Below are 23,540 nucleotides of genomic sequence, written 5' to 3' on the forward strand. Positions count from 1 at the left end.
TACCTTAAAAACGTTTAAACATCATTCATCTATTCTCTAATGCTCATACAGTTCTGGACAAAATTGTGCTTTAAGTTATACTTGTCAACGAAATTAACCAGACAATCGCTGCTTTGTTATTCTTTATTAGAGGAGATAAACGAAGGGGAGGAAAGTCCGGGCTCCATAGGGCAGAGTGCCAGGTAACGCCTGGGGGATGTTTTGCGAGAGCAAACATTCACGACTAGTGCAACAGAGAGTATACCGCCAATGGCTTATTATATAAGATCAGGTAAGGGTGAAAGGGTGCGGTAAGAGCGCACCGCACAACTGGTAACAGTTGTGGCACGGTAAACTCCACTCGGAGCAAGGTCAAATAGGGATTCATTGACGTGGCCCGCGTTGAATCCGGGTAGACTGCTTGAGCTAATACGTGAGTATTAGCCTAGAGGAATGATTGTCCACGACAGAACCCGGCTTATCGGTTAATTTCACTTTCTACTTATTATTCTTTTTATTATTTTTTGATATAGCTTTAGATTGCTTTTTATTACTTAATGAGCGTTTAACAGCAAGATAAATTGAAAATATCAATCCTAATACTAATAAAAAAACTGGTATTAGCATCAGAATAGACATGATCTGTTTTTCGTATTCTTTAAAAATTGGCGATAATCCAAATAAATAACCTAATGTCACAATCAAAAAGATCCATAATGTCGCGCTGATTAGATTATAGATATGGAATTTTCGACTATGTAGTCCCGATAACCCTGCCATCATTGGTAATAATGTACGTACAAAAGCAATAAATCGCCCAATAAATAACGCTTGTAATCCATACTTATGGAATAATAGTTCTGATTTATGATGGTACTTTTCCGGTATGTGTGCCATCCAACCTTGTACAAGCTTAGTATTACCAAGCCACAAACCTTGTGCATAACCTAACCAAGTTCCTAAAGCTGCACCAGCAATCAAAATAAGATTAATTAAACCAAAATGAAATACATTTTGACTAATTAATACACCTGTTAAGAATAATAGGCTGTCTCCAGGTAAAAAAGCTGCGGGTAAGACGCCATTTTCTAAAAGGATAATAACAAACAACATGCCATATAGAGTCCATAGTACATTAGGATTTGAGAGCGTTGCAATATCCAAATTAATAAATGCATGATAAAGTGTAATGATTGTTTCCATCTATTTTGAAATCCTATTGATGTATCGTTATTAGTGGTTAATAGTACCGCCAACGGTCAAATTATTCACTTTCAAAGTAGGTTGCCCAACGCCAACAGGAACACTTTGACCTGCTTTACCGCAAACGCCAACACCTGAATCTAGTTCTAGATCATTGCCCACCATAGATACTTGTTGCATGGTTTCAATACCTGAACCAATTAGTGTTGCACCTTTTACCGGCGTTGTTATTTTACCCTTTTCAATCAAATAAGCCTCTGAGGCTGAAAAAACAAACTTACCGGAAGTGATATCAACTTGCCCACCAGCAAAATTAGGTGCATAAAGCCCATAATCAACGCTACTAATGATATCGTCAAAGGAAGAATTTCCCGCCAGCATATAGGTGTTTGTCATTCTTGGCATAGGTAGGCAAGCATACCCTTCACGACGCCCATTGCCCGTTGAATGCGTATTCATCAATTTTGCGTTGAGTTTATCAAACATATATCCTTTTAGGATACCATTTTCTATAAGGACTGTCTTTTGGCTTGGTGTACCTTCGTCATCTATAGAGAGTGATCCTCGGCGATTTTCGATGGTACCATCATCGACAATGGTACAAAATTCTGAGGTAACCTTTTCACCAATTTTTTTGGAAAAAACTGAACTATTTTTACGGTTAAAATCACCTTCTAATCCATGCCCTACAGCTTCATGTAACAATACACCAGGCCAACCAGCACCTAAAATAACAGGCATCGTTCCAGCAGGTGCGGCTTTTGCTGAAAGGGACACAAGCGCTTGGCGTACGGCTTCTCGCGTGTAACTATCAGCATAACTGTCTGATGTTTTAGGATTGATTGTCAGGAAATATTCATACCCAAATCTCCCACCACCGCCACTACTGCCACGTTCACGCTTGCCTTCTTTTTCAACTAAGACAGAAACAGATAAACGAACTAAAGGGCGAATATCGGCACATAATGTACCGTCTGTTGCCGCGATTAAAATATCTTCATAACTTCCAGTTAAACTAGCAGATACTTCAATAACTCTAGGATCAATTGAGCGAGCTAATTGATCAACATGTTGCAATAGCGAAATTTTTTGCTCTTGAGAAAACGAATTAATCGGATTGATTGATGGATATATTGACACTGTTTGAGTAGTTCTAAATGGAGTCACCGCGATGGATGTTTGTAGTGTAGTGATTGAACTTGCCGCTAATACACTTTGTTCTAAACGAGCTAATGAAAGCTGATCAGTATAAGCAAATCCCGTTTTTTCACCAACAATAGCTCTAACTCCAACACCTTGATCTCGATGGAATGAAGCATTTTTTATAATGCCGTCTTCAATTAACCAGCTTTCATAATAGCCAGATAAAAAATACAAATCACCAAAATCAATTTGCCTTGAACTTAGCATATCAAGTAAATACAAAAGATCTTGTTGGCTTAGATTATTTGGATTGAGCAATCGTTCACTCACTTGAGTTAGTGTCATAAATTCCTTAAATTTTAATTGTGGATACAAGTTTTTTTGATGATCATTTATAAATATTTGATCATAATATTTTTTTTGCTTTCAATATTTTATAATCAAACATGTAATTATTACATTAATACCACATCGTATTGTTCTTGAATATAAAGTGGTTCAATCTTTACTTCAACACGCTTACCCACAAACACCTCGACTTCAGCTAAAGCGTGAGACTCATCATTAGTTAGAGCATTAGCCACAGAAGCCGATGCATAAACCAAAAAATACTCTGAGTGGTGTGCTTTATAAACACGAACTATTTCGCGTAAAATTTCGTTGCAAACTGTTTCTACTGATTTGACCATACCACGGCCTTTACATGCGGGACATTCCTCGCACAAAATATGCCCGATACTTTCGCGTGTTCGTTTGCGTGTCATTTCTACTAAGCCTAAGGTAGAAAATAGATTAACGGTAGTTCTAGCTCTATCTTTAGATAAAAAATCTTGGAGCGATTGTAATACTCGCTCACGATGCAAATCCTCTTGCATATCAATAAAATCAATAATAATAATGCCGCCCAAATTACGCAATCGCAATTGTCGAGCAATTGCTATTGTGGCCTCAATATTGGTATTAAAAATAGTTTCCTCTAAATTACGATGACCAACAAATGCACCAGTGTTAATATCAATTGTTGTCATAGCTTCGGTTTGATCAATAATCAAATATCCGCCAGATTTCAATTTGACTTTACGATCTAATGCTCTTTGAATCTCGTTTTCGGTATCATAAAGATCGAATATCGGAATATTACCCCGATAATGTGATAATTTACTCGTCACTTCGGGCATAAATTCTTGCGTAAACTCAACCAATAAATCATAAGTTAATTTTGAGTCTACCAAAATTCGTTCAATTGGATCGCCCACAAAATCACGTAATACACGCTGTGACAATGCCAATTCACCATACACTAGATTTTTACTTACCGGACGAGCCATACGCTGTTGAATTTTAGTCCAAAGTCGTTTTAAAAAATTGGCATCTTGCTCTAACTCATGAGCGTTCGCACCTTCGGCTGCCGTTCTAACAATAAAACCGCCTTCGTCTGTCACATATTGCTGAACAATATTTTTTAATCTTTCCCGTTCTTGTTCACTTTCTATGCGTTGCGAAGTTGCCACATGTGCAGAATTTGGTCCAGGCATTAATACTAAATAACGCGATGGCAAAGTAATGTCGGTTGTCAGTCTAGCTCCTTTGGTTCCGAGTGGATCTTTCACCACTTGCACCATTAAGTCCTGTCCTTGACGAACAAGTTCAGAGATATCTTTTACTTGAAATTGTTCTTGTTCAGTATCAGATACACACTCAGTATGAGGCATAATGTCTGATGCATGCAGAAAAGCCGCTTTCTCAAGCCCAATGTCTACAAAGGCAGCCTGCATACCAGGTAAAATACGGATCACTTTGCCTTTGTAGATATTTCCAACAATACCTCTTCTAGATTCACGATCAACATGGATTTCTTGTAATACGCCATCTTCAATATAAGCAACTCTCGTTTCAGATGGCGTTACATTCATTAATAATTCAACAGACATAAAATTCCCTTTTAATTGATGGCAAAGCTTCGTCTTATTAACCGCAAAAATAGATAGATAACAACCCATAATAAGCCATCAATACAGCTTGATAGTAAAATCAATGGCGATATTGTTATAGTATGATAAATACTAACTTGAAATAAAAACACGAGTAAATTGTAGCACACCGAAATGCCAAAAATAATAAACGACTGTTGCCATAAAGCTAAATTACGTATCAATTGGAATTTAAAAACAAGTAAATAAGCAATACATGAATAAATAAAAGCATGTATCCCCAAGATTGAACCGGAACACAGATCTATTACAACTCCAAATATAAAAGCAGTACCAATTCCAATTCGGTGAGGAAGAGCAATTAACCAATAAGCAAAAATAAGAATCAGCAGATGCGGTTTAAACATGCTATATGACGGTGACCATGGAATAATTTGCAAACATAAGCCAATTAATAGCGTTATCCAAATAATCAATATTCGATTACGACCCCTCATGTTTTACCCCTTGATTTCCCCATAATAACAATAAATAGCGTAAGCGTTTTAAATCTGCTGTTGGTGTAGCCGAGATAATTGGAGTTGAATCAGTAATATCAAGCTTTACTGAACTTACTATTGCTACCGGATAACCTTCTGGGAAACGACCATCAAGTCCTGAAGTGACTAAAACATCCCCTACTTTTATATCAACATTATTAGGCAAAAATTCTAATGTTAAATCATTACTACATCCGTTACCCACAGCAATCATACCAATATCGTTTCTTAGTACTTGTACTGGTATTGCATGCTGATAATCACATACTAAAATAGCGCGACTAGTTGATTGAGCAGTTTCATAAATTTGTCCGACTATTCCTTTTTCATCAACTACTGGCTGGCCTACATAAACACCATCTTGTTTACCTTTATTTATAACAAATTGATAAACATAAGGATCTGTATCTGCAAGTAATACTTGTGCAGCCATTTTATGCTCATCAGGTCTTAATGGAGAACCAAGTAATTCACGAAGCCTTGTATTTTCATGTTTTAAATGTTCAAGCAACAATAAATCATTTTTTTGTTGCAACAATTCTGCATGCAATTTTTCTTTTTCACTGATCAAGATTTCTCGTGTTTTTGCCATCTCGTAAAGAGAATCAAATGATGACTTTGGAGCATTCGACACATGATAAAGAGGCGAAATGATAGTATCTAAATAATAGCGAATTTCTTTAAATGGGCGATAATTGACATCTAATACAATTAGTACCAAAGCTAATGCTAAAAAAGTAAATAATTGTACACTGAGGGGAGAACGTTTAGAAAAGAGTAATTTCATTGTCCAGTACTTACCTGTTTTATGCTCAAGATCTAATTATTTTAAGATACGACTCCGCCGACAATGTCGGCGGATAAAAATATGAGATGTTTACTTACTAATCGTTTCATTAACATGAAATTCAGCAACGATTAAGATAGCAATTACTCTTCACTAAATAGATCGCCACCATGCATGTCAACCATATCTAACGCTTTTCCACCGCCTCGTGCAACACATGTTAATGGATCTTCAGCTACTACAACATGAATACCAGTTTCAGCCGATAATAATTTATCAATATTACGTAATAAAGCTCCACCGCCAGTTAAAACCATACCGTGCTCTGAAATATCAGAAGCAAGTTCTGGAGGACATTGCTCTAACGCAACTTTAACTGCACTGACTATACCACTTAAAGGTTCTTGTAGCGCTTCTAAAATTTCATTAGAATTTAGAGTAAAACTACGAGGCACACCTTCAGCAAGGTTGCGTCCACGAACTTCGATTTCAAGAACTTCATCACCAGGATACGCACTACCAATAAAATGTTTAATTTTTTCGGCTGTTGCTTCACCAATTAATGCGCCATAATTACGACGAACATAGTTAATAATCGCTTCATCAAATCGGTCACCACCAATACGGGCAGATGCAGAATAAACAACACCATTTAATGAAATAACAGCCACTTCCGTAGTTCCACCACCTATATCAACAACCATTGAGCCTGTTGGTGCAGAGACAGGTAAATCAGCACCTATAGCAGCGGCCATTGGCTCTTCAATTAAATATACTTCACGAGCACCTGCTCCTAATGCTGATTCACGAATAGCACGGCGTTCAACTTGTGTAGCACCGACAGGAACACAAACAAGTACACGCGGGCTTGGCCTTAAAAAGCTATGACTATGAACTTGACGAATAAAATACTGTAACATCTTTTCTGTGACAGAAAAGTCGGCAATAACACCATCCTTCATTGGTCTAATAGCTGCAATATTACCTGGCGTTCTCCCTAACATCAGTTTCGCAGCATGTCCGACAGCAGCAACACTTTTCGGTGTGCCTGTGCGATGATCTTGACGAATCGCTACAACTGAAGGTTCGTTTAATACAATACCTTGTCCTTTTACATAAATAAGTGTGTTTGCTGTACCTAAATCGATCGATAAATCATTTGAAAACAAGCCACGAACTTTTTTGAACATAATAAAAACTCTTCCTAGAATTAATCTTGCTTAAGTATATTTTAGTTTTTAAAAACAAACCATGGAATCAAAAAATATATATTTTAACTTTAGTAGTTAAGCTAAATAAAATATTATTTACCCCTTTTAAACCATAGCCAACCCCAATAGTAATTTACGCTTACTATTGTATCGCAATTATAAAATAATACCTAGAAAATAGTATAACAAGTGTTTGTAAAGGAGATATATAATGACAAATTCTGTTTTACAGTGTATTCTTCCGCGTAAATATTGAGTTACTACCTTATTATCAACTACAAGATAGCTTTTGTCGATGATAAGGATGCATTAAAATCATTGTTACTTATATCAAATAAACACGGTGTAATTCATGGATATACGCAAAATTAAAAAATTAATTGAATTAGTTGAAGAGTCAGGTATTTCTGAACTTGAAATTTCTGAAGGCGAAGAATCAGTTAGAATTAGTCGCTCAGTTCCTACTACAAACTATTCCGCGCCAGTACAAAACATTCAAATTCCTCAACCGGCACCTGTCGTTGTGGCTCCAACAGTTCAAACAGAAGTTGTAACAGATACTGTTGCAAATGATGGTGCAACAATAAAATCTCCAATGGTTGGAACTTTTTATCGCACACCAAGCCCAGAATCAAAAGCTTTTGTTGAAGTTGGTCAAACCGTAAATGTTGGTGATGTACTTTGCATCGTTGAAGCGATGAAAATGATGAACCAAATTGAGTCAGAAAAGGCTGGTACAATAAAAGCTATCTTGGTTGAAAATGGTCAACCAGTTGAATTTGATCAGCCTCTATTCATTATTGAATAACCTGAATTTATTATTGACTATACGATTAAGAGATAGAATATGCTTGATAAAATTCTTATTGCGAATCGTGGAGAAATAGCTCTACGTATATTACGAGCATGTAAAGAACTTGGGATTAAAACTGTTGCAGTTCATTCTACGGCAGATAAAGATTTAAAACATGTATTGCTAGCAGATGAAACTGTTTGTATTGGCTCAGCAGCTTCAGCAAAAAGTTACCTTAATGTACCTGCATTAATTTCAGCTGCTGAAGTAACTGGTGCTGCTGCTATTCACCCGGGATATGGATTCTTATCTGAAAATGCAGATTTTGCTGAACAAGTTGAGCGTTCAGGCTTTATTTTTATTGGTCCAAAACCTGACACTATTCGTCTAATGGGTGATAAAGTATCAGCAATTCATGCCATGAAAAAAGCTGGTGTGCCTTGTGTACCGGGTTCAGATGGGCCACTTGGTAGTGATATTGAAACTAATAAACAAATTGCTAAACAAATTGGCTATCCTGTAATTATTAAAGCTTCTGGTGGCGGAGGTGGTCGCGGTATGCGTATTGTTCGGGAAGAAAAGGATCTTGAACAATCCATCAAAATGACCAAATTAGAAGCCAAAACTGCTTTCAATAATGATATGGTTTACATGGAAAAATTTCTAGAAAATCCACGTCATATCGAAATTCAAGTGCTTTCTGATGGTCAGGGACATGCTGTTTATTTAGGTGAACGAGATTGCTCAATGCAAAGACGCCATCAAAAAGTTGTAGAAGAAGCACCAGCACTTGGCATCACACCTAAAATGCGTAAATTTATTGGTGAGCGTTGTGTTAATGCATGTATTGAGATTGGCTATCGTGGTGCAGGTACATTTGAATTCTTATTTGAAAATGGTGAGTTTTATTTTATTGAAATGAACACCCGTATTCAAGTAGAGCATCCGGTTACCGAAATGATAACCGGTGTTGATTTAATAAGAGAACAAATTTTGATCGCCGCTGGCAAACCACTTTCAATTAAACAAAGCGATATTGAAATCAAAGGCCACGCGATTGAATGCCGAATTAATGCTGAAGATCCCAAGACCTTTATGCCATCACCAGGAAAAATTACCCGTTTTCATGCGCCAGGTGGCTTTGGTATTCGTTGGGAGTCACATATTTATGCAGGTTATACTGTCCCGCCTTACTATGACTCAATGATTGGAAAATTAATTGCTTATGGTGAAACACGCGAAGTTGCCATTGCACGGATGAAAAATGCCTTAGCAGAACTAGTAATTGATGGAATAAAAACTAACATTGATCTTCATATTGAAATCATGAATGATGAAGGCTTCCAAAAAGGTGGTACCAACATTCATTATTTAGAAAAGAAATTAGGCATTTATGAGTAACAAAATAATCCCTATCTATTAGGGATTATTGCTATATTTAAGTATCAATAAGGTATGGGTAGATATAAATGAAAAATTGGCAAAAAAGCGCTGAAGAGATTTTAACCATGGGACCTGTTGTTCCCGTTATTGTAATTGAACGTATTGAAGATGCTGTACCGCTAGCCAAAGCGCTCATTGCTGGTGGAGTAAAAGTACTGGAAGTGACGTTACGAACAGCTTGCGCAATTGATGCTATAAAGAAAATCATCAAAGAAGTTCCTGAAGCTGTGGTTGGTGCAGGAACAGTGACAACTGTTGAACAATTAAAACAAGTCACTGAAGCTGGCGTTGAATTTGTCATCACTCCTGGTATTACTGACGCTATTTTAAAAGCTGCAGTTGATGGTCCTATTCCTGTTATCCCGGGTATTGCAACTATTTCTGAACTATTAACAGCACAAGAATATGGTCTAACGGCACTAAAATTCTTCCCCGCTGAAATCAATGGTGGCGTTGCAGCATTAAAAGCTTTTGCTGGCCCTTGTGGATATATGAAGTTCTGTCCAACTGGGGGAGTAAACCCTAAAAACTATCGCGATTACCTTGCACTGGATAATGTACTTTGCGTCGGTGGTACTTGGTTTATTCCAACCGATGCAATTGCAAAAGGGGATTTTGCTAAAATTACGGAAATGGCAAAAGAAGCCGTTGCTGGTGCTCAATAACTATTATTATTCCGCCGATATAATATCGGCGGTAAAACTACTAGTCGTCTATCCTTATTAACTTCTCAATCCTCGTCCACTTTCAATAAGTCGCCATGCAACTACATATAGTCCGGTAACAAACAAAATCAGCATTGAAAATGTGATCCATAACGGCACGTCTGTCACACCCAAAAATCCATAACGAAAACCGTTAATCATATAAACGATTGGATTAATTTTTGAAATCCACTGCCAAAAGTCTGGCAGCATAGTAATGGAATAAAAAACACCACCAAGATAAGTTAATGGTGTTAATACAAATGTTGGAATAATGCTTATATCATCAAATGACTTGGCAAATACCGCATTTAATAAGCCAGCTAATGAAAACAGAATTGAAGTAAATAGCAATGTACAAACAACAAATAACCAAGAATGAACTTCATAACGAACAAAAAATAGTGACACAATAGTCACTAAAATACCAGTTAAAATACCACGCATCACGCCACCACCAACATATCCCAAAATAAGAATATGCGTTGGTACAGGTGCGACCAATAACTCTTCAATGTTACGTTGAAATTTAGCGCTAAAAAAGGACGAACAAACATTGGTATAAGAATTGGTAATAACTGACATCATAATTAATCCCGGCACAATAAATGCCATATAGCTAAATCCACCCATTTCACCAACACGAGAGCCAATTAAATTACCAAAGATAATAAAATAAAGAGACATGGTAATAACGGGCGGAATTAACGTTTGAACCCAAATTCTTAAAAATCTTGTCACTTCTTTACGCCAAATACTTTTTAAGGCAATCCAATATAAATTATTCATCAAATATCACCTTTTTGTTGGGTATCATTGTGCAATAGATCAACAAATAACTCTTCTAACCGATTTGCTTTATTTCGTACGCTGATCACTTTAATATTTTGTTTATTTAATTGCTCAAATAATTGGTTTAATCCATGTTGCTTATCTACTTGCACTTCTAACACGCCGGGCTCCACATCAGAATAATTGTAGCCTTGTAATTTAATTGGCTCAGATAAGGGGACATAATCAATAACAATTGTTTCAGATTGGCTTTTCGCCAATAGATCACGCATTGAGGAGTTCGCAATCAATTGACCTCTCTGAATAATACCGATATTTCGACATAGCATTTCCGCTTCTTCTAAATAATGGGTGGTTAGAATAATTGTGATACCTTGCCGATTGATTTCACGTAAAAAATCCCACATAGAACGGCGTAATTCAATATCAACACCTGCGGTTGGTTCATCAAGAATCAATAATTTAGGCTCATGCACAAGCGCTCTGGCTATCATTAATCGCCTTTTCATGCCACCGGACAACATGCTAGCTCGACTGTGGCGTTTGTCCCATAAATCTAAAATTCGCAAATACTTTTCAGCACGCTCTAATGCAAGTTTTCGGGGCAATCCATAATAACCACCTTGATTAGTAACTATTTGTAGCACTTCTTCAAATTGATTAAAATTAAATTCTTGCGGGACAAGCCCTAATTGTCTTTTAGCATTGACAACATCTGTATCTAAATCATAACCAAAAATTTTAACTTGTCCCGCTGTTTTGGTGACTAATGAGCTAATAATGCCTATGGTTGTTGACTTCCCTGCACCATTAGGTCCCAACAAGGCATAAAAATCACCAGCTTGTACAGTTAAATCGATACCTTTTAATGCTTCTATACCATTTTTATAAATTTTTTTGAGTGATATTAGCTCAAGTGCAGGAATTGATGGCATAAATATATCCTAAGTGAATCAATTGCTATTTAAATAATATGATATCATGTTAAATCAATTGACAATAAAATCAATCAATGTACAGGTCTTTTTAGTTTTATTTATATCAATGCGAATAAATTATCATTGTAAGATCATAGCGCATATTATTATTGGTTAGGCACAAACAGTGTAGTTTTAATTTTCGAGCTGTGTGCCTTTATCGTTGAAGGAATAAGTAGCATGTTTAAGATTGGGTTAGTTTCAGTATCAGATAGAGCTTCAAGTGGCGTTTACCAAGATGAAGGCATTCCATCATTAGTTTCATGGTTACAAACCGCATTGAAAACGCCTTTTATAACCGAAAATCGTATTATTCCTGATGAGCAAGCTGTCATTGAACAAACATTATGTGAGTTAGTTGATAATCTACATTGCCACTTAATTTTAACCACCGGAGGCACTGGTCCTGCAATTAGAGACGTAACACCTGATGCAACAGTTGCGATCTCCGATCGGGTGATGCCGGGATATGGAGAACAGATGCGTCAAATCAGTTTGCATTTTGTACCAACCGCAATTTTATCAAGGCAAGTTGCTGTTATTCGCAAAAAGTGTTTAATCATAAACCTACCTGGCCGACCAAAATCAATAAAAGAAACCCTTGAGGGAGTTAAAGATAACCAAGGTAATGCCATTGTTAGTGGCATTTTTGCTAGTATCCCCTATTGTATACAACTATTAGAAGGTCCTTACATTGAAACCCATGAACAAGTCATAAAGTCTTTTCGCCCTAAAGATGCAATTAAATCAAAACTTTAGTTTTATGCAAATTTAATGCATAATTATATACAATAATTGCTACTGATGCATTTAAAATAATTGAAGTTATTTTTGTTTAAATAACAAGAAAACTTTATTATACGTGTTGTAACTTCATGTATTAGAAAAAACAGTAACAAAGCAAAAGTCAAGGAACATTATGAAACAAGCTAATCTCACTAAAACATTTAAAGAGATGCTTCTTCAAGAGAAGTTTAGTTCGCAAGTAGAAATCGTACAAGCGCTACAAGAACAAGGTTTTGATAATATCAATCAATCAAAAGTTTCGCGCATGCTAACCAAATTTGGCGCAGTGAGAACTCGCAATGCAAAATCCGAAATGGTCTATTGTTTACCTGCTGAAATCAGCGTACCAACTACAAGTAGCCCATTGAAAAATTTAGTGATTGATATTGATTTCAATAGTTCAATGGTGGTGATACGCACCAGCCCAGGTGCAGCCCAACTCATTGCTCGGTTACTCGACTCAATTGGTAAATCAGAAGGTATTTTAGGTTCCATTGCGGGTGACGACACAATTTTTAGTACACCAACTAAAGAGTGTACAGTAAAAAAATTATATCAAACCATTATCGAATTGTTTGAACGAGAATTATAGTGGTTGCAATTTCTCCGCATTATAGCTAATAATTTTTGACATTTAACCTATTGACACAATTAATAAAATCGTTAATCTTATATAACGCTGACTTCGTTACAGAAGTTGCAAAACGAAGAGGCGCATTACTCAGGTAAATCATTTTAGGGACTGGAACCATTAATAAATGATTGAGGGGATGTAATGCCGAGGTTTGATTGCCTATCCAGAAGCAATCAAATCGACTGCAAGGGCTGAATCCCTTGGGTTGTCACCTTAACAGGTGGAGCACTTCATGGTTTGTACTTTTTTAATTGTAAATAGAACACACCCGCTCTAACTCTGTTAAAAATAAAAATTTTTAATATGAGGAATCCATGGAAACATCATTCGTAATTGCTAAATTTGGTGGTACTAGTGTCGCCGATTACTCTTCAATGGTAAACAGTGCCAATATTGTAATAACTAACCCTAACGTAAAAGTTGTGGTACTATCGGCCTCTGCTGGCGTGACAAATTTATTAGTCGCCTTAGCAGAAGGTCGTGATGCCGAAGTTCGATCTCAACATATTGCCAAAATTCAATCGATCCAATACAACATCTTAGAACAATTACCTGAAAATCCCGAACTACGAACTGAAATTGACAAAATCATTGCTAATATAGCCTCTTTGTCTGAAGCCGCAAGTTTAGCTACATCACCAGCATTAACAGACGAGCTCGTTAGTCACGGTGAAATTATGTCTTCAAAACTGTTTGTCGAAATATTGAAAGAAAAACAAAAAAATGCCATATGGTTTGACGTCCGTAAAGTTATGCGCACCGATGATAAATTTGGTAAAGCCACTCCTAAAATTGAAGATATTAAACAGCTTTGCTGTGCACATTTAAAATCACTAAACAGTCATAGCATCGTTGTAACACAAGGATTTATCGGTAGTGAAAGTTCTGGAAAAACTACTACATTAGGCCGTGGAGGAAGCGATTATACAGCAGCTTTATTAGGTGAAGCATTGAATGCAACTCAAATTGATATTTGGACTGATGTTGCAGGAATTTATACTAACGATCCTCGTATTACGCCAGAGGCTAAACGCATTGATGAAATATCTTTTGCTGAAGCAACCGAAATGGCTACGTTTGGAGCGAAAGTACTGCACCCAGCTACACTTGTACCAGCAGTACGTAGCAATATCCCTGTTTTTGTTGGTTCCAGTAAGGCACCACAGAAAGGAGGAACTATTGTTTACAACACTAATAGCATTACATCTAAATTACCAGTATTTAGAGCATTAGCATTACGTCGCAAGCAAACATTATTAACACTTACAAGTTTAAATATGCTACATGCACAAGGTTTTCTAGCTAATGTGTTTACGATATTAGCCAAACATAATATTTCGGTTGATTTAGTCACAACATCAGAAGTAAGTATCGCATTAACTATCGATACCACAGGCACTAACACCAACGGTAACAGTTTATTAACGAAAGCCTTATTTGATGAGCTATCAACAGTGTGTCATGTCACAGTTGAAGAAGATTTAGCACTAATTGCTATTATTGGAAATAACCTAACTTCAACACAAGGTATAGCGAAAGAGGTGTTTGGTGTATTAGATGATTTTATTATTAGACTTTGCTGTTATGGGGCAAGTACTCACAATCTTTGCCTATTAGCAAAAAGCAATGACGCAGAATCAATTATTAAAATTCTACATAACGCGATTTTTGAACAATAATTTTACAGGGGAGATTTAATCTCCCTTATACTTAATTCTAATAATTAACTTATCTTTACTCTAATATATGTTAAAAGCACGAAAACATAGCAAAACATTATTAAATTTCATTATGAAGAATAAAATTTAATAAAATCAATAAATTAAAAATATTTTGTTCATATGGTGAGTTTTTAGATTACATCTCTATTTTCTTTAGCAACATTAGTTATTAATATATTTTGAATATCATTTATTACTCTTAATTAATCGATTAAAACTATTACATTAAACATTAACTTCTGTTAGATTTTTTAATTAATTGAAGTAAACTAAAACTAATTTCAATAATAAGAGGAAATTACTATGGGTATTCTAAGTTGGATAATTCTTGGTTTAATTGCCGGTTGGATTGCTAAGTTTTTTATGCCACTAGGAAGTGTAGGTGTAATTAAAACTATTTTATTAGGCATTGCAGGGGCCTTAGTTGGTGGCTATATTAGCACCTTCTTCGGTTGGGGCAGTGTGACAGGCTTTAATTTCCCTAGTTTGTTAATTTCAGTACTTGGTTCGATTATACTCATTTATATCTATCGCCTCATAAAAAAATAATTTATTTTCTGGTAAATTGGCGGTTTTCCCGCCAATTTACCTAACTCTTAAGTTTTATATGTTTAGATATAGCATCCTTTTAGTTCAAATTTCGTAATAAGTAATTTCGTCATATCCAGAATTTTGTTATATTATTTGCTTAAACCCATCAATTTCAACTTGTAGATTATAATGTTAAAAATATTCAACACATTAACCAGAGAAAAGGAAATCTTTCAATCTATTATCCCAAATAAAGTTGGACTATATGTTTGTGGTGTGACAATTTACGATCTTTGCCATATTGGTCACGGGCGTACTTTTGTTGCATTCGATGTTGTTACACGTTATTTACGTTTTTTAGGTTATGATTTAACTTATGTGCGTAACATTACTGATGTGGATGACAAAATCATCAAACGTGCACTCGAAAACGGCGAAAGTTGCGATCAACTTACCGATAGAATGCTACAAGAAATGTATGCAGATTTTGATGCTCTGAATATAAAACGTCCTGATATAGAGCCACGTGCTACTCATCATATGCCACAAATCATCCAATTAGTTGAAAAATTAATCGCTAAAAATCATGCTTATATTGCCGATAACGGCGATGTGATGTTTTCAGTAGACAGTGATCCTAATTATGGTATTTTATCGCGACAAAATTTAGAACAGCTGCAAGCTGGCGCTCGTGTTGATGTGGTTGATGTTAAACGTAATCCAATGGATTTTGTGTTATGGAAAATGTCAAAACCGAATGAACCAAGTTGGGATTCGCCATGGGGTAAAGGTCGCCCAGGTTGGCACATTGAATGTTCGGCGATGAATAGTTATCAGTTAGGTAATCACTTTGATATTCACGGTGGTGGCTCAGATTTAATGTTCCCACATCATGAAAACGAAATTGCCCAATCAACCTGTGCGCATGATGGTCAATACGTCAATTATTGGATGCATTCCGGCATGGTTATGATAGACCAAGAAAAAATGTCAAAATCACTCAATAATTTTTTCACAATTCGCGATGTATTAAAACATTATGATGCCGAAACAGTGCGTTACTTTTTACTATCAGGTCATTATCGGAGCCAACTCAATTATAGTGAAGAAAATTTAAAGCAAGCTAGAATGGCACTAGAAAGACTCTATACAGCACTACGAGACACTGATCCCGCTCATCCACACATGACACCTGACAGCGATTATTATCGCCAATTTTGTGATGCAATGGATGATGACTTTAATACACCGGAAGCTTATTCAACTCTTTTTGATTTGGCTCGTGAAATAAATAAAGCCAAAGCAGACAATAATATGTCACTTGCTAATGAATTAGCTGCTGAATTACGCTATTTATCGGCAGTACTTGGACTATTAGAGCAAGATCCTGTAAAATTTTTACAAGGCGATAAGCAAGATGATGTTGACATTGCATTAGTTGAGGCATTAATTAAACAACGAAACGAAGCAAGAGTAAGCAAAAATTGGGCACTGGCCGACGAAGCTCGCGACAAATTAAATGCAATGAATATTGTGCTTGAAGATGGCGCAAATGGTACAACATGGCGGAAAAAAAGTTAATATTATCAAAATAAAAAGTTTGATGAATAAATAGCGCATTAAACATTGTCGATTGAAAAATAACACCCACAACCCCGTGGGTGTTATTATTTGTGATTATCGTAACGTTTTATCAATCGAAGTTAAAATACCTCGCAAAATATTCAGCTCCTGTTGTTCAATACGTGCACGTGTAAATAATCGACGTAAACGCCCCATAATTTGCCCTGGATGGTTGGCCTTAATAAAGCCTGTGTGTAATAAAGTCTGTTCTAAATGCTGGTAAAAACGCTCTATATCGGCATCAATAGGAAATACAGTTTCTGACATATTCCCATTTTTTAGCTCTGATATGTTATTTTCAAGGTTTAACATTGACATACGAATTTCATAACACAAAACTTGCACCGACATGGCAAGATTTAAAGAACTATAATCAGGATTAGCAGGAATGCCAACATGATAATGGCACTTTTGCAATTCTTCATTCGTTAAACCGACACGTTCACGCCCAAACACCAAAGCGACTTGGGCATAGCTCTTAGTTGCTTCTTGAATAATCTTATCTCCACATGTTTTTGGAGTTAAGTGTGGCCATTGCAAACTACGGGAGCGGGCACTAGTGCCAATCACTAAAGTACAATCGGCAATGGCTTGTTCAAGCGACGAAAAAATTTGTGCATTTTTAATAATATCACTCGCACCTGCCGCTAACGAAATCGATTGAGAATCAGGCTTGATGACTGGATTAACTAAACAAAGATTCGTTAATCCCATGGTTTTCATTGCTCTTGCAGCAGATCCCATATTACCTGTATGAGATGTTTCAACCAAAACAATCTTTACATTATCTAAATAACTCACATTATCCTCATTCATTGAAAATATCTTATAACGCAGAATAAACTAAATACTCATTGACACAGTATATAGTAAAATCAGTTTCAGCCCCACTGTTATGCAATAGCTAATTAATAGAATCTATTTTTAAATTAAATTCACAAAAATGTAATTAATAACGAATATCTTATTGACGAGAATAAAATAATTTGCCAATGTAGTGATAGCAACCTTTAAAAAGGTTAGAGTTATTGATAAAAAAAGCGGAGGTCAACTATGGCGTTAAGTATTACCAGTAAACAAATGGAGATTACCCCTGCAATTCGTAGTTATCTACAAGATAAGTTTTCGAAGTTAGATAAATGGAGAGCACATCTAATCAATCCTCATTTTATTTTATCCAAAGAACCTGACGGATTTATTATTGATGCAACAATTGCCACTAAAGGAACGCCATTAGTTGCATCTGCCAAACATATTGATATGTATGCTGCAATTAATGATCTTATTGATAAACTTGAAAAACAACTTAATAAGTTGCAACATAAAGGCGAAGCTCGCCGTGCCGCTAACAGCATAAAAGATGCAGTATTAGAAGAAGAAATTTAATTAATTTATTTTTTCAATTTAATAAAAAGGCACTTTAATGGTGCCTTTATTTTTTTGCTTGTTATAATACAAACTATCTTTTTTTTAATATCTAATGAAAATGAGCGCAAACCCTTTATTACCTTTACGAGATAAGATTAATGAACTAGATAAAACGTTGTTAGAACTTATTGCTGAACGTCGCAAACTCTCAACGCAAGTAATTCATACTAAAATTGAAGTAAACATTCCAGTACGTGATATTGAGCGTGAACGTTTACTTATAAAAGCCTTAATCAATCAAGGCAAAAAATATCATCTTGATGATCTTTTCATTAAACGCTTATATCAATTAATTATCGAAGATTCTGTACTATTACAACAAAAAATCTTACAAGAAAAACTTAATCACGGCACTATTGTCACTGCCAAAGTTGCTTTTTTAGGACCAAAAGGATCTTATTCTCATTCTGCAGCACGCCATTATGCAAGCGCTCATTTAGATGAAATGATTGAATTCAGCTGTTCAACCTTTAAAGACATTTTTGAACAAGTCGAAAATGGTGCTGTAGATTATGGAATTTTACCAATAGAAAATTCTAGCTCGGGCTCAATTAATGAAGTTTATGATTTACTGCAAAAAACCAACTTACACATTATTGGTGAGCTTTCTTTACCTATTGATCATTGTATTCTTGCCGGGCTAAATTCAAAAATTGAACAAATTGATACCATTTATAGCCATCCACAACCATTCCAACAATGCAGTAACTTTTTAGAAAGCTATCCGCATTGGAAGATTGTATACTGCGACAGTACATCGTCAGCAATGGAAACTGTTGCAAAATTGAATCAACCTAATGTTGCAGCAATGGGTAATAAAGATGGCGGTGAATTATATGGACTGCAAGTCCTTGAACACAACTTTGCTAATCAAAAAGAAAACATTACGCGTTTTATTGTGCTGGCTCGTCAGCCTATTGAGGTTTCAGATCAAATTCCAGCTAAAACCACAATTTTAATGAAGACAGGTCAACAAGCAGGTGCTTTAGTTGATGCCCTATTAGTATTACGTAATCATAATATCGTCATGACTAAACTTGAGTCGCGTCCAATTCATGGTACACCATGGGAAGAAATGTTTTATATTGATTTGCAAGGCAATATTCATTCTTATGAAATGCAAACAGCACTCAAAGAACTAGCATCAATGACGTTATATACCAAGGTGCTCGGATGCTATCCAAGTGATTCCATTGTTGCTGTAATGTAAATAACTATGACTATGCAACAGTTTTCGCAAGCTGTACTTAATTGGTATGAACAGTACGGTAGAAAATCGCTACCTTGGCAAATTGAAAAAAGCGCTTATCATGTTTGGTTATCAGAAGTGATGTTGCAACAAACTCAAGTTGCAACGGTAATCCCTTACTTTAACCGTTTTATTGAACAATTTCCCAAGGTAACTGACCTAGCAACATCACCAATTGATGATGTGTTGCATCTTTGGACAGGGCTTGGCTATTATGCAAGAGCGCGCAATTTACATAAAGCAGCACAAATGATTGCCGAACAGTTTAATGGCGTGTTCCCTACACAATTTGACGACGTCATCGCCCTACCCGGTGTTGGGCGTTCAACTGCAGGAGCAATTTTATCACTTTCACAAAATCAGCATTATCCAATTTTAGATGGCAATGTAAAACGTGTTTTAACCCGATATTTTGCAGTTAAAGGCTGGCCGGGTATTAAAACTGTCGAAAATAAGCTTTGGCAATTGAGTGAGCAAGTTACCCCTCAAAAAGAGGTTGCAAAATTTAATCAAGCTATGATGGATATTGGGGCAATGGTTTGTACTCGCACTAAACCTAAGTGCACTTTATGTCCTTTACATAATCATTGCCTTGCCTATAAAAATGAAACTTGGCAACAATATCCAGCCCCAAAACCTAAAAAGACTATTCCTGAAAAAACAGCCTATTTTTTAATGCTTGAATATCATCAAGCTATTTGGCTAGAAAAAAGACCACCATCGGGTATTTGGGGAGGACTATATTGTTTACCTCAGTTTTCAAGTAAGCAAGCATTAACTGACTGGTTAAAAGAACAAGGCATTGAAACAACAAAACCAAAGCAACTTATTGCTTTTCGCCACACCTTTAGCCATTTTCACTTAGATATTATTCCTATCCATTGTGTTATCACTAATTATACAAAATGTTGGGATGAATCTTGTGGCTATTGGTATAATCTTAACTCTGACAATGCCAAAATAGGGTTAGCAACACCTGTTTATAACTTATTAAAACAAACGACTTATTAACGCCTCTTTATCAGAATCTACATTATTTTTAGTATATAATTACTCATTATTTTTTACTCTATTAAGTTATGCAAAACAAACAACATCAAAGCTTATCTGGCTACTTAGTCTTTTTAATGGCTTTTGCTATTGGTATTACTATAGCTAGCAATTATTATGCTCAGCCGCTATTACATTCAATTACAAATAATCTGCATATAAAAGTAGAAAATGCAGGATCAATCATTATGGTTGCCCAATTTAGTTATGCTGTGGGCTTACTTTTTATCACACCACTTGGTGATAAACTAGAGCGTAAAAGATTGATTATTATTTTAATGATATTATCCACTTGTGGACTTATGGTAAGCGCTTTATCTCAAAATATATGGATGCTTATAATAGGCACAGCTATGACAGGGTTATTTTCAACGGTAGCACAAGTCTTAATTCCTTTTGCAGCTACATTATCAAGACCAGAACATCGTGGTAAAATTGTAGGCACATTAATGAGTGGTATGTTACTAGGTATTTTATTAGGTCGAACTTTTGCGGGTGCCATTTCAACCATTGCCGATTGGCATGATGTGTATTGGATTGCAACAGGTATTATGGCCATTGTGACGCTATTACTCTGGGCTTCGCTACCCAGTTACCGTTGCGATATTAACATTAATTATTTTAAGCTGTTATGGTCGATTGCTTTATTATATAAACAAGAGCCAACACTTAGAATTCGTTCACTATTAGCCATTATATCGTTTGCACTATTTTCACTATTATGGACACCTCTTGCTTTCTTACTAACTAATGCACCATACCACTATTCTGATTTTATTATTGGCTTATTTGGACTTGCTGGTGCGGCTGGTGCAATGGGATCACCAATAGTGGGAAAATTATCAGACAAAGGCAAAGGTTTTATTGCAACCACTATTGGATTATGTTTATTGCTGTTAGCTTGGTTACCCCTATCGTTAGCGCAATTTTCAATTTTCGCCTTAATTTTCGGCGTAATTTTGTTAGATTTAGCCGTACAAGTTACCCATGTGTCGAATATGAATGCTATTTATCAAATCAGACCCGAAGCACGCAGCCGAATGAATACAGGTTATATGGTATGCTATTTTATTGGCGGAATGCTAGGATCTGTGGGTTCGACCTATTTATTTAGTCATTACGGATGGATAGCGATAATCATAGCAAGCACGTCTTTAGCAATATTAGGCATCATATGCTGGCTTTTTTATACTAAAACGCATTGCTACCTGAAACTTTTTGACAAAAATCACATTAACTAAATGTTGACCTAAATCAAATATGCATAGCGTATTTGATCAATTGTTTTTTTAATAGTGAACTGTGATTAATAGCATTCATGCCAATGGTTCTTAATGTCTTTTTCAGCACATTATCTCCATTAAACATATCTTGAATTGTTCTCATGGCTGTGAGCATCACTAACGTATCTTTACGACGGTTAAACTCAAATGACTTTAAATTATTTACAAGTCCAATATCTTTTTGTGTGTCAATTAATTGTTTAATTGTCGAAACTAATAAAGCGGAGTCTTGAAACCCTAAATTCACGCCTTGTCCAGCTAAAGGATGAATAGTGTGTGCAGCATCACCAATCAGAACTAAGCGATGTTTAATAAATTGTTTTGCAAAACGCGCTTTTAATGGAAATACCATGCGCGGATTAATTAATTGGCATTTGCCTACTTTATCGCCCGTTAACGCTAATAATTGATTTGAAAATTCAGATTCACAAAGCGAGGTTAAATTTGCCGCATTATCAGGTTTAGTCGACCAAACTAAGCAACTTTTATTGGCATCCCAAAGCGGAAGAAAAGCGATAATCCCATTAGGATAAAACACTTGTCTAGCACAAGATTGATGTGGATACTCAGTTTCAACAGTTGTAATAACAGCATGATGAAGATAATCTCGTTCAAAAACAGGAATATTTTTGCATCTACGTACCCAAGAATGAGCACCATCAGCACCAATCATTAATTTAGATTGTAAAACAGTTTTATCTGCAAGTGTCAAAAAGGCAAAATCGTCATTAAATGTACAATCAATTGCTTCAAAATTATAAAAATGAATATTGGAACACTTTTTAGCATATTGGTAAAGATAATGAGAAATAACATTATTTTCGATTATATATCCAAGATTTGAATAACCATAATCTTTAGCATGAGCAGACAAATGAGCTTGACCATATTTTTCCCATACACCTATTTCGTTAAACTCTTGTACACGTCGACTAGCGCACAGATCATCCCATATACCGATTTGCGAAAAATACCGTTGACTTGCGCCATTAATAGCTGAAGCTCTAATACCTATTTCACCATGTGGCAATGATCCATGCTGATGGATTTTAGCATCTATAATTGCTATGTTTAGTGCATATTGACTAAGTGCGCAGGCTGTCGCTAACCCCACTAACCCTCCACCTACAATTGCCACATCAAATTGAATATTCATACCAATAATTACATCTATTTATTATCTAACTTATCATCATTTTTTGATTCCACTTCGTCATCATTCATCGCTTTTTTAAAGCCTTTCAATGCTGAACCAAGATCTGAACCTAAATTACGTAATTTTTTGGTACCAAATAATAAAATAACTACAGCAAGAAACACTAAAAGATGTGGAATACTAAAAGACATAATAAACTCCTCTCAATAAATACAAGTCTCTATTTAGGATAGGCCTTAAAACAGATTTTATAGCATATTATTATACTATTTTTATGATGGGATTTCATGAATAGTTCAAGAACAAAAAAAAGACCTGTATAAAACTATACAGGCCAACATGAAATATAAGGAATATAAGGAAAGAAAACAATGAAAAATCCTTACCCTTCTTATTATCCGTTTTTTTTCTCATTAGTCAACGTTTTTATTTTTTTATTTATTTAGCCACAGCATAACAAAAAAACATACAAATCAAACAAAAACAAATAAATAAATGAAAAATACAACATTTGATCAATATCAACATTAACTTGAAAAAATAAATATAAACATTAAAATAAACAAATTAAAATGAA

The 23,540-nt window shown here is 35.6% G+C and carries 23 protein-coding genes, 1 other RNA gene and 1 riboswitch; of the genes, 13 read left to right on the forward strand and 11 right to left on the reverse strand.

The window, feature by feature from the left end; all coding sequences use genetic code 11:
• Window positions 1–89 precede the first annotated feature (89 nt).
• Window positions 90–476: RNase P RNA component class A (gene rnpB, locus GA0061081_RS04770), an RNA gene on the forward strand.
• A 1-nt stretch (window position 477) separates the two neighbouring features.
• Here rnpB and GA0061081_RS04775 read toward each other — a convergent pair.
• From GA0061081_RS04775 to GA0061081_RS04800, 6 genes are all read right to left on the reverse strand, one after another.
• Complete coding sequence (locus GA0061081_RS04775) at window positions 478–1,182, reverse strand: DedA family protein (RefSeq protein ID WP_091347575.1); 705 nt, start codon at window positions 1,180–1,182, stop codon at window positions 478–480.
• Window positions 1,183–1,212: 30 nt separating this feature from the next.
• The gene (gene tldD / locus GA0061081_RS04780) at window positions 1,213–2,670 is read right to left on the reverse strand and encodes a metalloprotease TldD (RefSeq protein ID WP_091347577.1); all 1,458 of its coding nucleotides are present in this window, start codon (window positions 2,668–2,670) and stop codon (window positions 1,213–1,215) included.
• A gap of 110 nt (window positions 2,671–2,780) precedes the next feature.
• Entirely contained in the window at window positions 2,781–4,256 is a 1,476-nt protein-coding gene (gene rng, locus GA0061081_RS04785; RefSeq protein ID WP_091347579.1) for a ribonuclease G, read from the reverse strand.
• Window positions 4,257–4,267: 11 nt separating this feature from the next.
• Window positions 4,268–4,753, reverse strand: a complete 486-nt coding sequence (gene mreD, locus GA0061081_RS04790) for a rod shape-determining protein MreD (protein ID WP_091347581.1) — start codon at window positions 4,751–4,753, stop codon at window positions 4,268–4,270.
• Window positions 4,740–5,582, reverse strand: a complete 843-nt coding sequence (mreC, locus tag GA0061081_RS04795; protein ID WP_091347584.1) for a rod shape-determining protein MreC — start codon at window positions 5,580–5,582, stop codon at window positions 4,740–4,742. The genes mreD and mreC overlap by 14 nt, the downstream gene beginning before the upstream one ends.
• 143 nt (window positions 5,583–5,725) lie before the next feature.
• Complete coding sequence (locus GA0061081_RS04800) at window positions 5,726–6,772, reverse strand: rod shape-determining protein (RefSeq protein ID WP_091347585.1); 1,047 nt, start codon at window positions 6,770–6,772, stop codon at window positions 5,726–5,728.
• Between the two features lie 373 nt (window positions 6,773–7,145).
• Between GA0061081_RS04800 and accB the strand changes: the two genes are divergently transcribed.
• From accB to GA0061081_RS04815, 3 genes are all read left to right on the forward strand, one after another.
• Window positions 7,146–7,601, forward strand: a complete 456-nt coding sequence (accB, locus tag GA0061081_RS04805; RefSeq protein WP_091347588.1) for an acetyl-CoA carboxylase biotin carboxyl carrier protein — start codon at window positions 7,146–7,148, stop codon at window positions 7,599–7,601.
• 39 nt (window positions 7,602–7,640) lie between these two features.
• Window positions 7,641–8,987: an acetyl-CoA carboxylase biotin carboxylase subunit gene (accC, locus tag GA0061081_RS04810; RefSeq protein ID WP_091347591.1), complete on the forward strand. Its 1,347-nt coding sequence runs from the start codon at window positions 7,641–7,643 to the stop codon at window positions 8,985–8,987.
• A gap of 68 nt (window positions 8,988–9,055) precedes the next feature.
• Window positions 9,056–9,694 (forward strand): bifunctional 4-hydroxy-2-oxoglutarate aldolase/2-dehydro-3-deoxy-phosphogluconate aldolase, encoded by a 639-nt coding sequence (locus tag GA0061081_RS04815; protein ID WP_091347593.1) that lies wholly within the window; start codon window positions 9,056–9,058, stop codon window positions 9,692–9,694.
• A 57-nt stretch (window positions 9,695–9,751) separates the two neighbouring features.
• Here the strand turns inward: GA0061081_RS04815 and GA0061081_RS04820 are convergent, their stop codons facing one another.
• The gene (locus tag GA0061081_RS04820) at window positions 9,752–10,522 is read right to left on the reverse strand and encodes an ABC transporter permease (RefSeq protein WP_091347596.1); all 771 of its coding nucleotides are present in this window, start codon (window positions 10,520–10,522) and stop codon (window positions 9,752–9,754) included.
• Window positions 10,522–11,460, reverse strand: a complete 939-nt coding sequence (locus GA0061081_RS04825; RefSeq protein ID WP_091347598.1) for an ABC transporter ATP-binding protein — start codon at window positions 11,458–11,460, stop codon at window positions 10,522–10,524. The genes GA0061081_RS04820 and GA0061081_RS04825 overlap by 1 nt, the downstream gene beginning before the upstream one ends.
• 222 nt (window positions 11,461–11,682) lie before the next feature.
• Between GA0061081_RS04825 and mog the strand changes: the two genes are divergently transcribed.
• From mog to cysS, 5 genes are all read left to right on the forward strand, one after another.
• Window positions 11,683–12,261 carry a molybdopterin adenylyltransferase gene (gene mog / locus GA0061081_RS04830; RefSeq protein WP_091347601.1) on the forward strand — a complete coding sequence of 193 codons (579 nt, stop codon included), beginning with the start codon at window positions 11,683–11,685 and terminating at the stop codon, window positions 12,259–12,261.
• A 160-nt stretch (window positions 12,262–12,421) separates the two neighbouring features.
• On the forward strand, window positions 12,422–12,880 hold the full coding sequence (gene argR / locus GA0061081_RS04835) for a transcriptional regulator ArgR (RefSeq protein ID WP_091347603.1): 459 nt from the start codon (window positions 12,422–12,424) through the stop codon (window positions 12,878–12,880).
• A 107-nt stretch (window positions 12,881–12,987) separates the two neighbouring features.
• Window positions 12,988–13,161, forward strand: a riboswitch (Lysine riboswitch).
• Window positions 13,162–13,236: 75 nt separating this feature from the next.
• Window positions 13,237–14,601, forward strand: coding sequence for a lysine-sensitive aspartokinase 3 (lysC, locus tag GA0061081_RS04840; protein ID WP_091347606.1), 1,365 nt, complete (start codon window positions 13,237–13,239; stop codon window positions 14,599–14,601).
• Between the two features lie 345 nt (window positions 14,602–14,946).
• The gene (locus tag GA0061081_RS04845; RefSeq protein WP_091347608.1) at window positions 14,947–15,192 is read left to right on the forward strand and encodes a GlsB/YeaQ/YmgE family stress response membrane protein; all 246 of its coding nucleotides are present in this window, start codon (window positions 14,947–14,949) and stop codon (window positions 15,190–15,192) included.
• 171 nt (window positions 15,193–15,363) lie between these two features.
• Complete coding sequence (cysS, locus tag GA0061081_RS04850; RefSeq protein ID WP_091347611.1) at window positions 15,364–16,755, forward strand: cysteine--tRNA ligase; 1,392 nt, start codon at window positions 15,364–15,366, stop codon at window positions 16,753–16,755.
• Window positions 16,756–16,851: 96 nt separating this feature from the next.
• On the opposite strand, the gene trmJ is transcribed toward cysS, so the two are convergent.
• The gene (gene trmJ / locus GA0061081_RS04855; protein WP_091347614.1) at window positions 16,852–17,613 is read right to left on the reverse strand and encodes a tRNA (cytosine(32)/uridine(32)-2'-O)-methyltransferase TrmJ; all 762 of its coding nucleotides are present in this window, start codon (window positions 17,611–17,613) and stop codon (window positions 16,852–16,854) included.
• Window positions 17,614–17,850: 237 nt separating this feature from the next.
• On the opposite strand from trmJ, the gene raiA reads away from it, so the two are divergent.
• The 4 genes from raiA (at window position 17,851) to GA0061081_RS04875 (ending at window position 21,765) form a co-directional block, all read left to right on the forward strand.
• Window positions 17,851–18,183: a ribosome-associated translation inhibitor RaiA gene (gene raiA / locus GA0061081_RS04860; RefSeq protein WP_091347616.1), complete on the forward strand. Its 333-nt coding sequence runs from the start codon at window positions 17,851–17,853 to the stop codon at window positions 18,181–18,183.
• Window positions 18,184–18,283: 100 nt separating this feature from the next.
• Complete coding sequence (gene pheA / locus GA0061081_RS04865; protein WP_091347619.1) at window positions 18,284–19,435, forward strand: bifunctional chorismate mutase/prephenate dehydratase; 1,152 nt, start codon at window positions 18,284–18,286, stop codon at window positions 19,433–19,435.
• Window positions 19,436–19,441: 6 nt separating this feature from the next.
• On the forward strand, window positions 19,442–20,485 hold the full coding sequence (gene mutY, locus GA0061081_RS04870) for an A/G-specific adenine glycosylase (protein ID WP_091347622.1): 1,044 nt from the start codon (window positions 19,442–19,444) through the stop codon (window positions 20,483–20,485).
• Window positions 20,486–20,553: 68 nt separating this feature from the next.
• Window positions 20,554–21,765, forward strand: a complete 1,212-nt coding sequence (locus GA0061081_RS04875; RefSeq protein ID WP_091347624.1) for an MFS transporter — start codon at window positions 20,554–20,556, stop codon at window positions 21,763–21,765.
• A gap of 13 nt (window positions 21,766–21,778) precedes the next feature.
• On the opposite strand, the gene GA0061081_RS04880 is transcribed toward GA0061081_RS04875, so the two are convergent.
• Together GA0061081_RS04880 and GA0061081_RS04885 are read right to left on the reverse strand one after the other, a co-directional pair.
• Window positions 21,779–22,963 carry an FAD-dependent monooxygenase gene (locus GA0061081_RS04880; protein ID WP_091347627.1) on the reverse strand — a complete coding sequence of 395 codons (1,185 nt, stop codon included), beginning with the start codon at window positions 22,961–22,963 and terminating at the stop codon, window positions 21,779–21,781.
• Between the two features lie 14 nt (window positions 22,964–22,977).
• Window positions 22,978–23,154: a Sec-independent protein translocase subunit TatA gene (locus GA0061081_RS04885; protein ID WP_065637331.1), complete on the reverse strand. Its 177-nt coding sequence runs from the start codon at window positions 23,152–23,154 to the stop codon at window positions 22,978–22,980.
• Between the last annotated feature and the right edge of the window lie 386 nt (window positions 23,155–23,540).

It is taken from the genome of Gilliamella bombicola, from assembly GCF_900094945.1.
GTDB lineage: Bacteria > Pseudomonadota > Gammaproteobacteria > Enterobacterales > Orbaceae > Gilliamella > Gilliamella bombicola.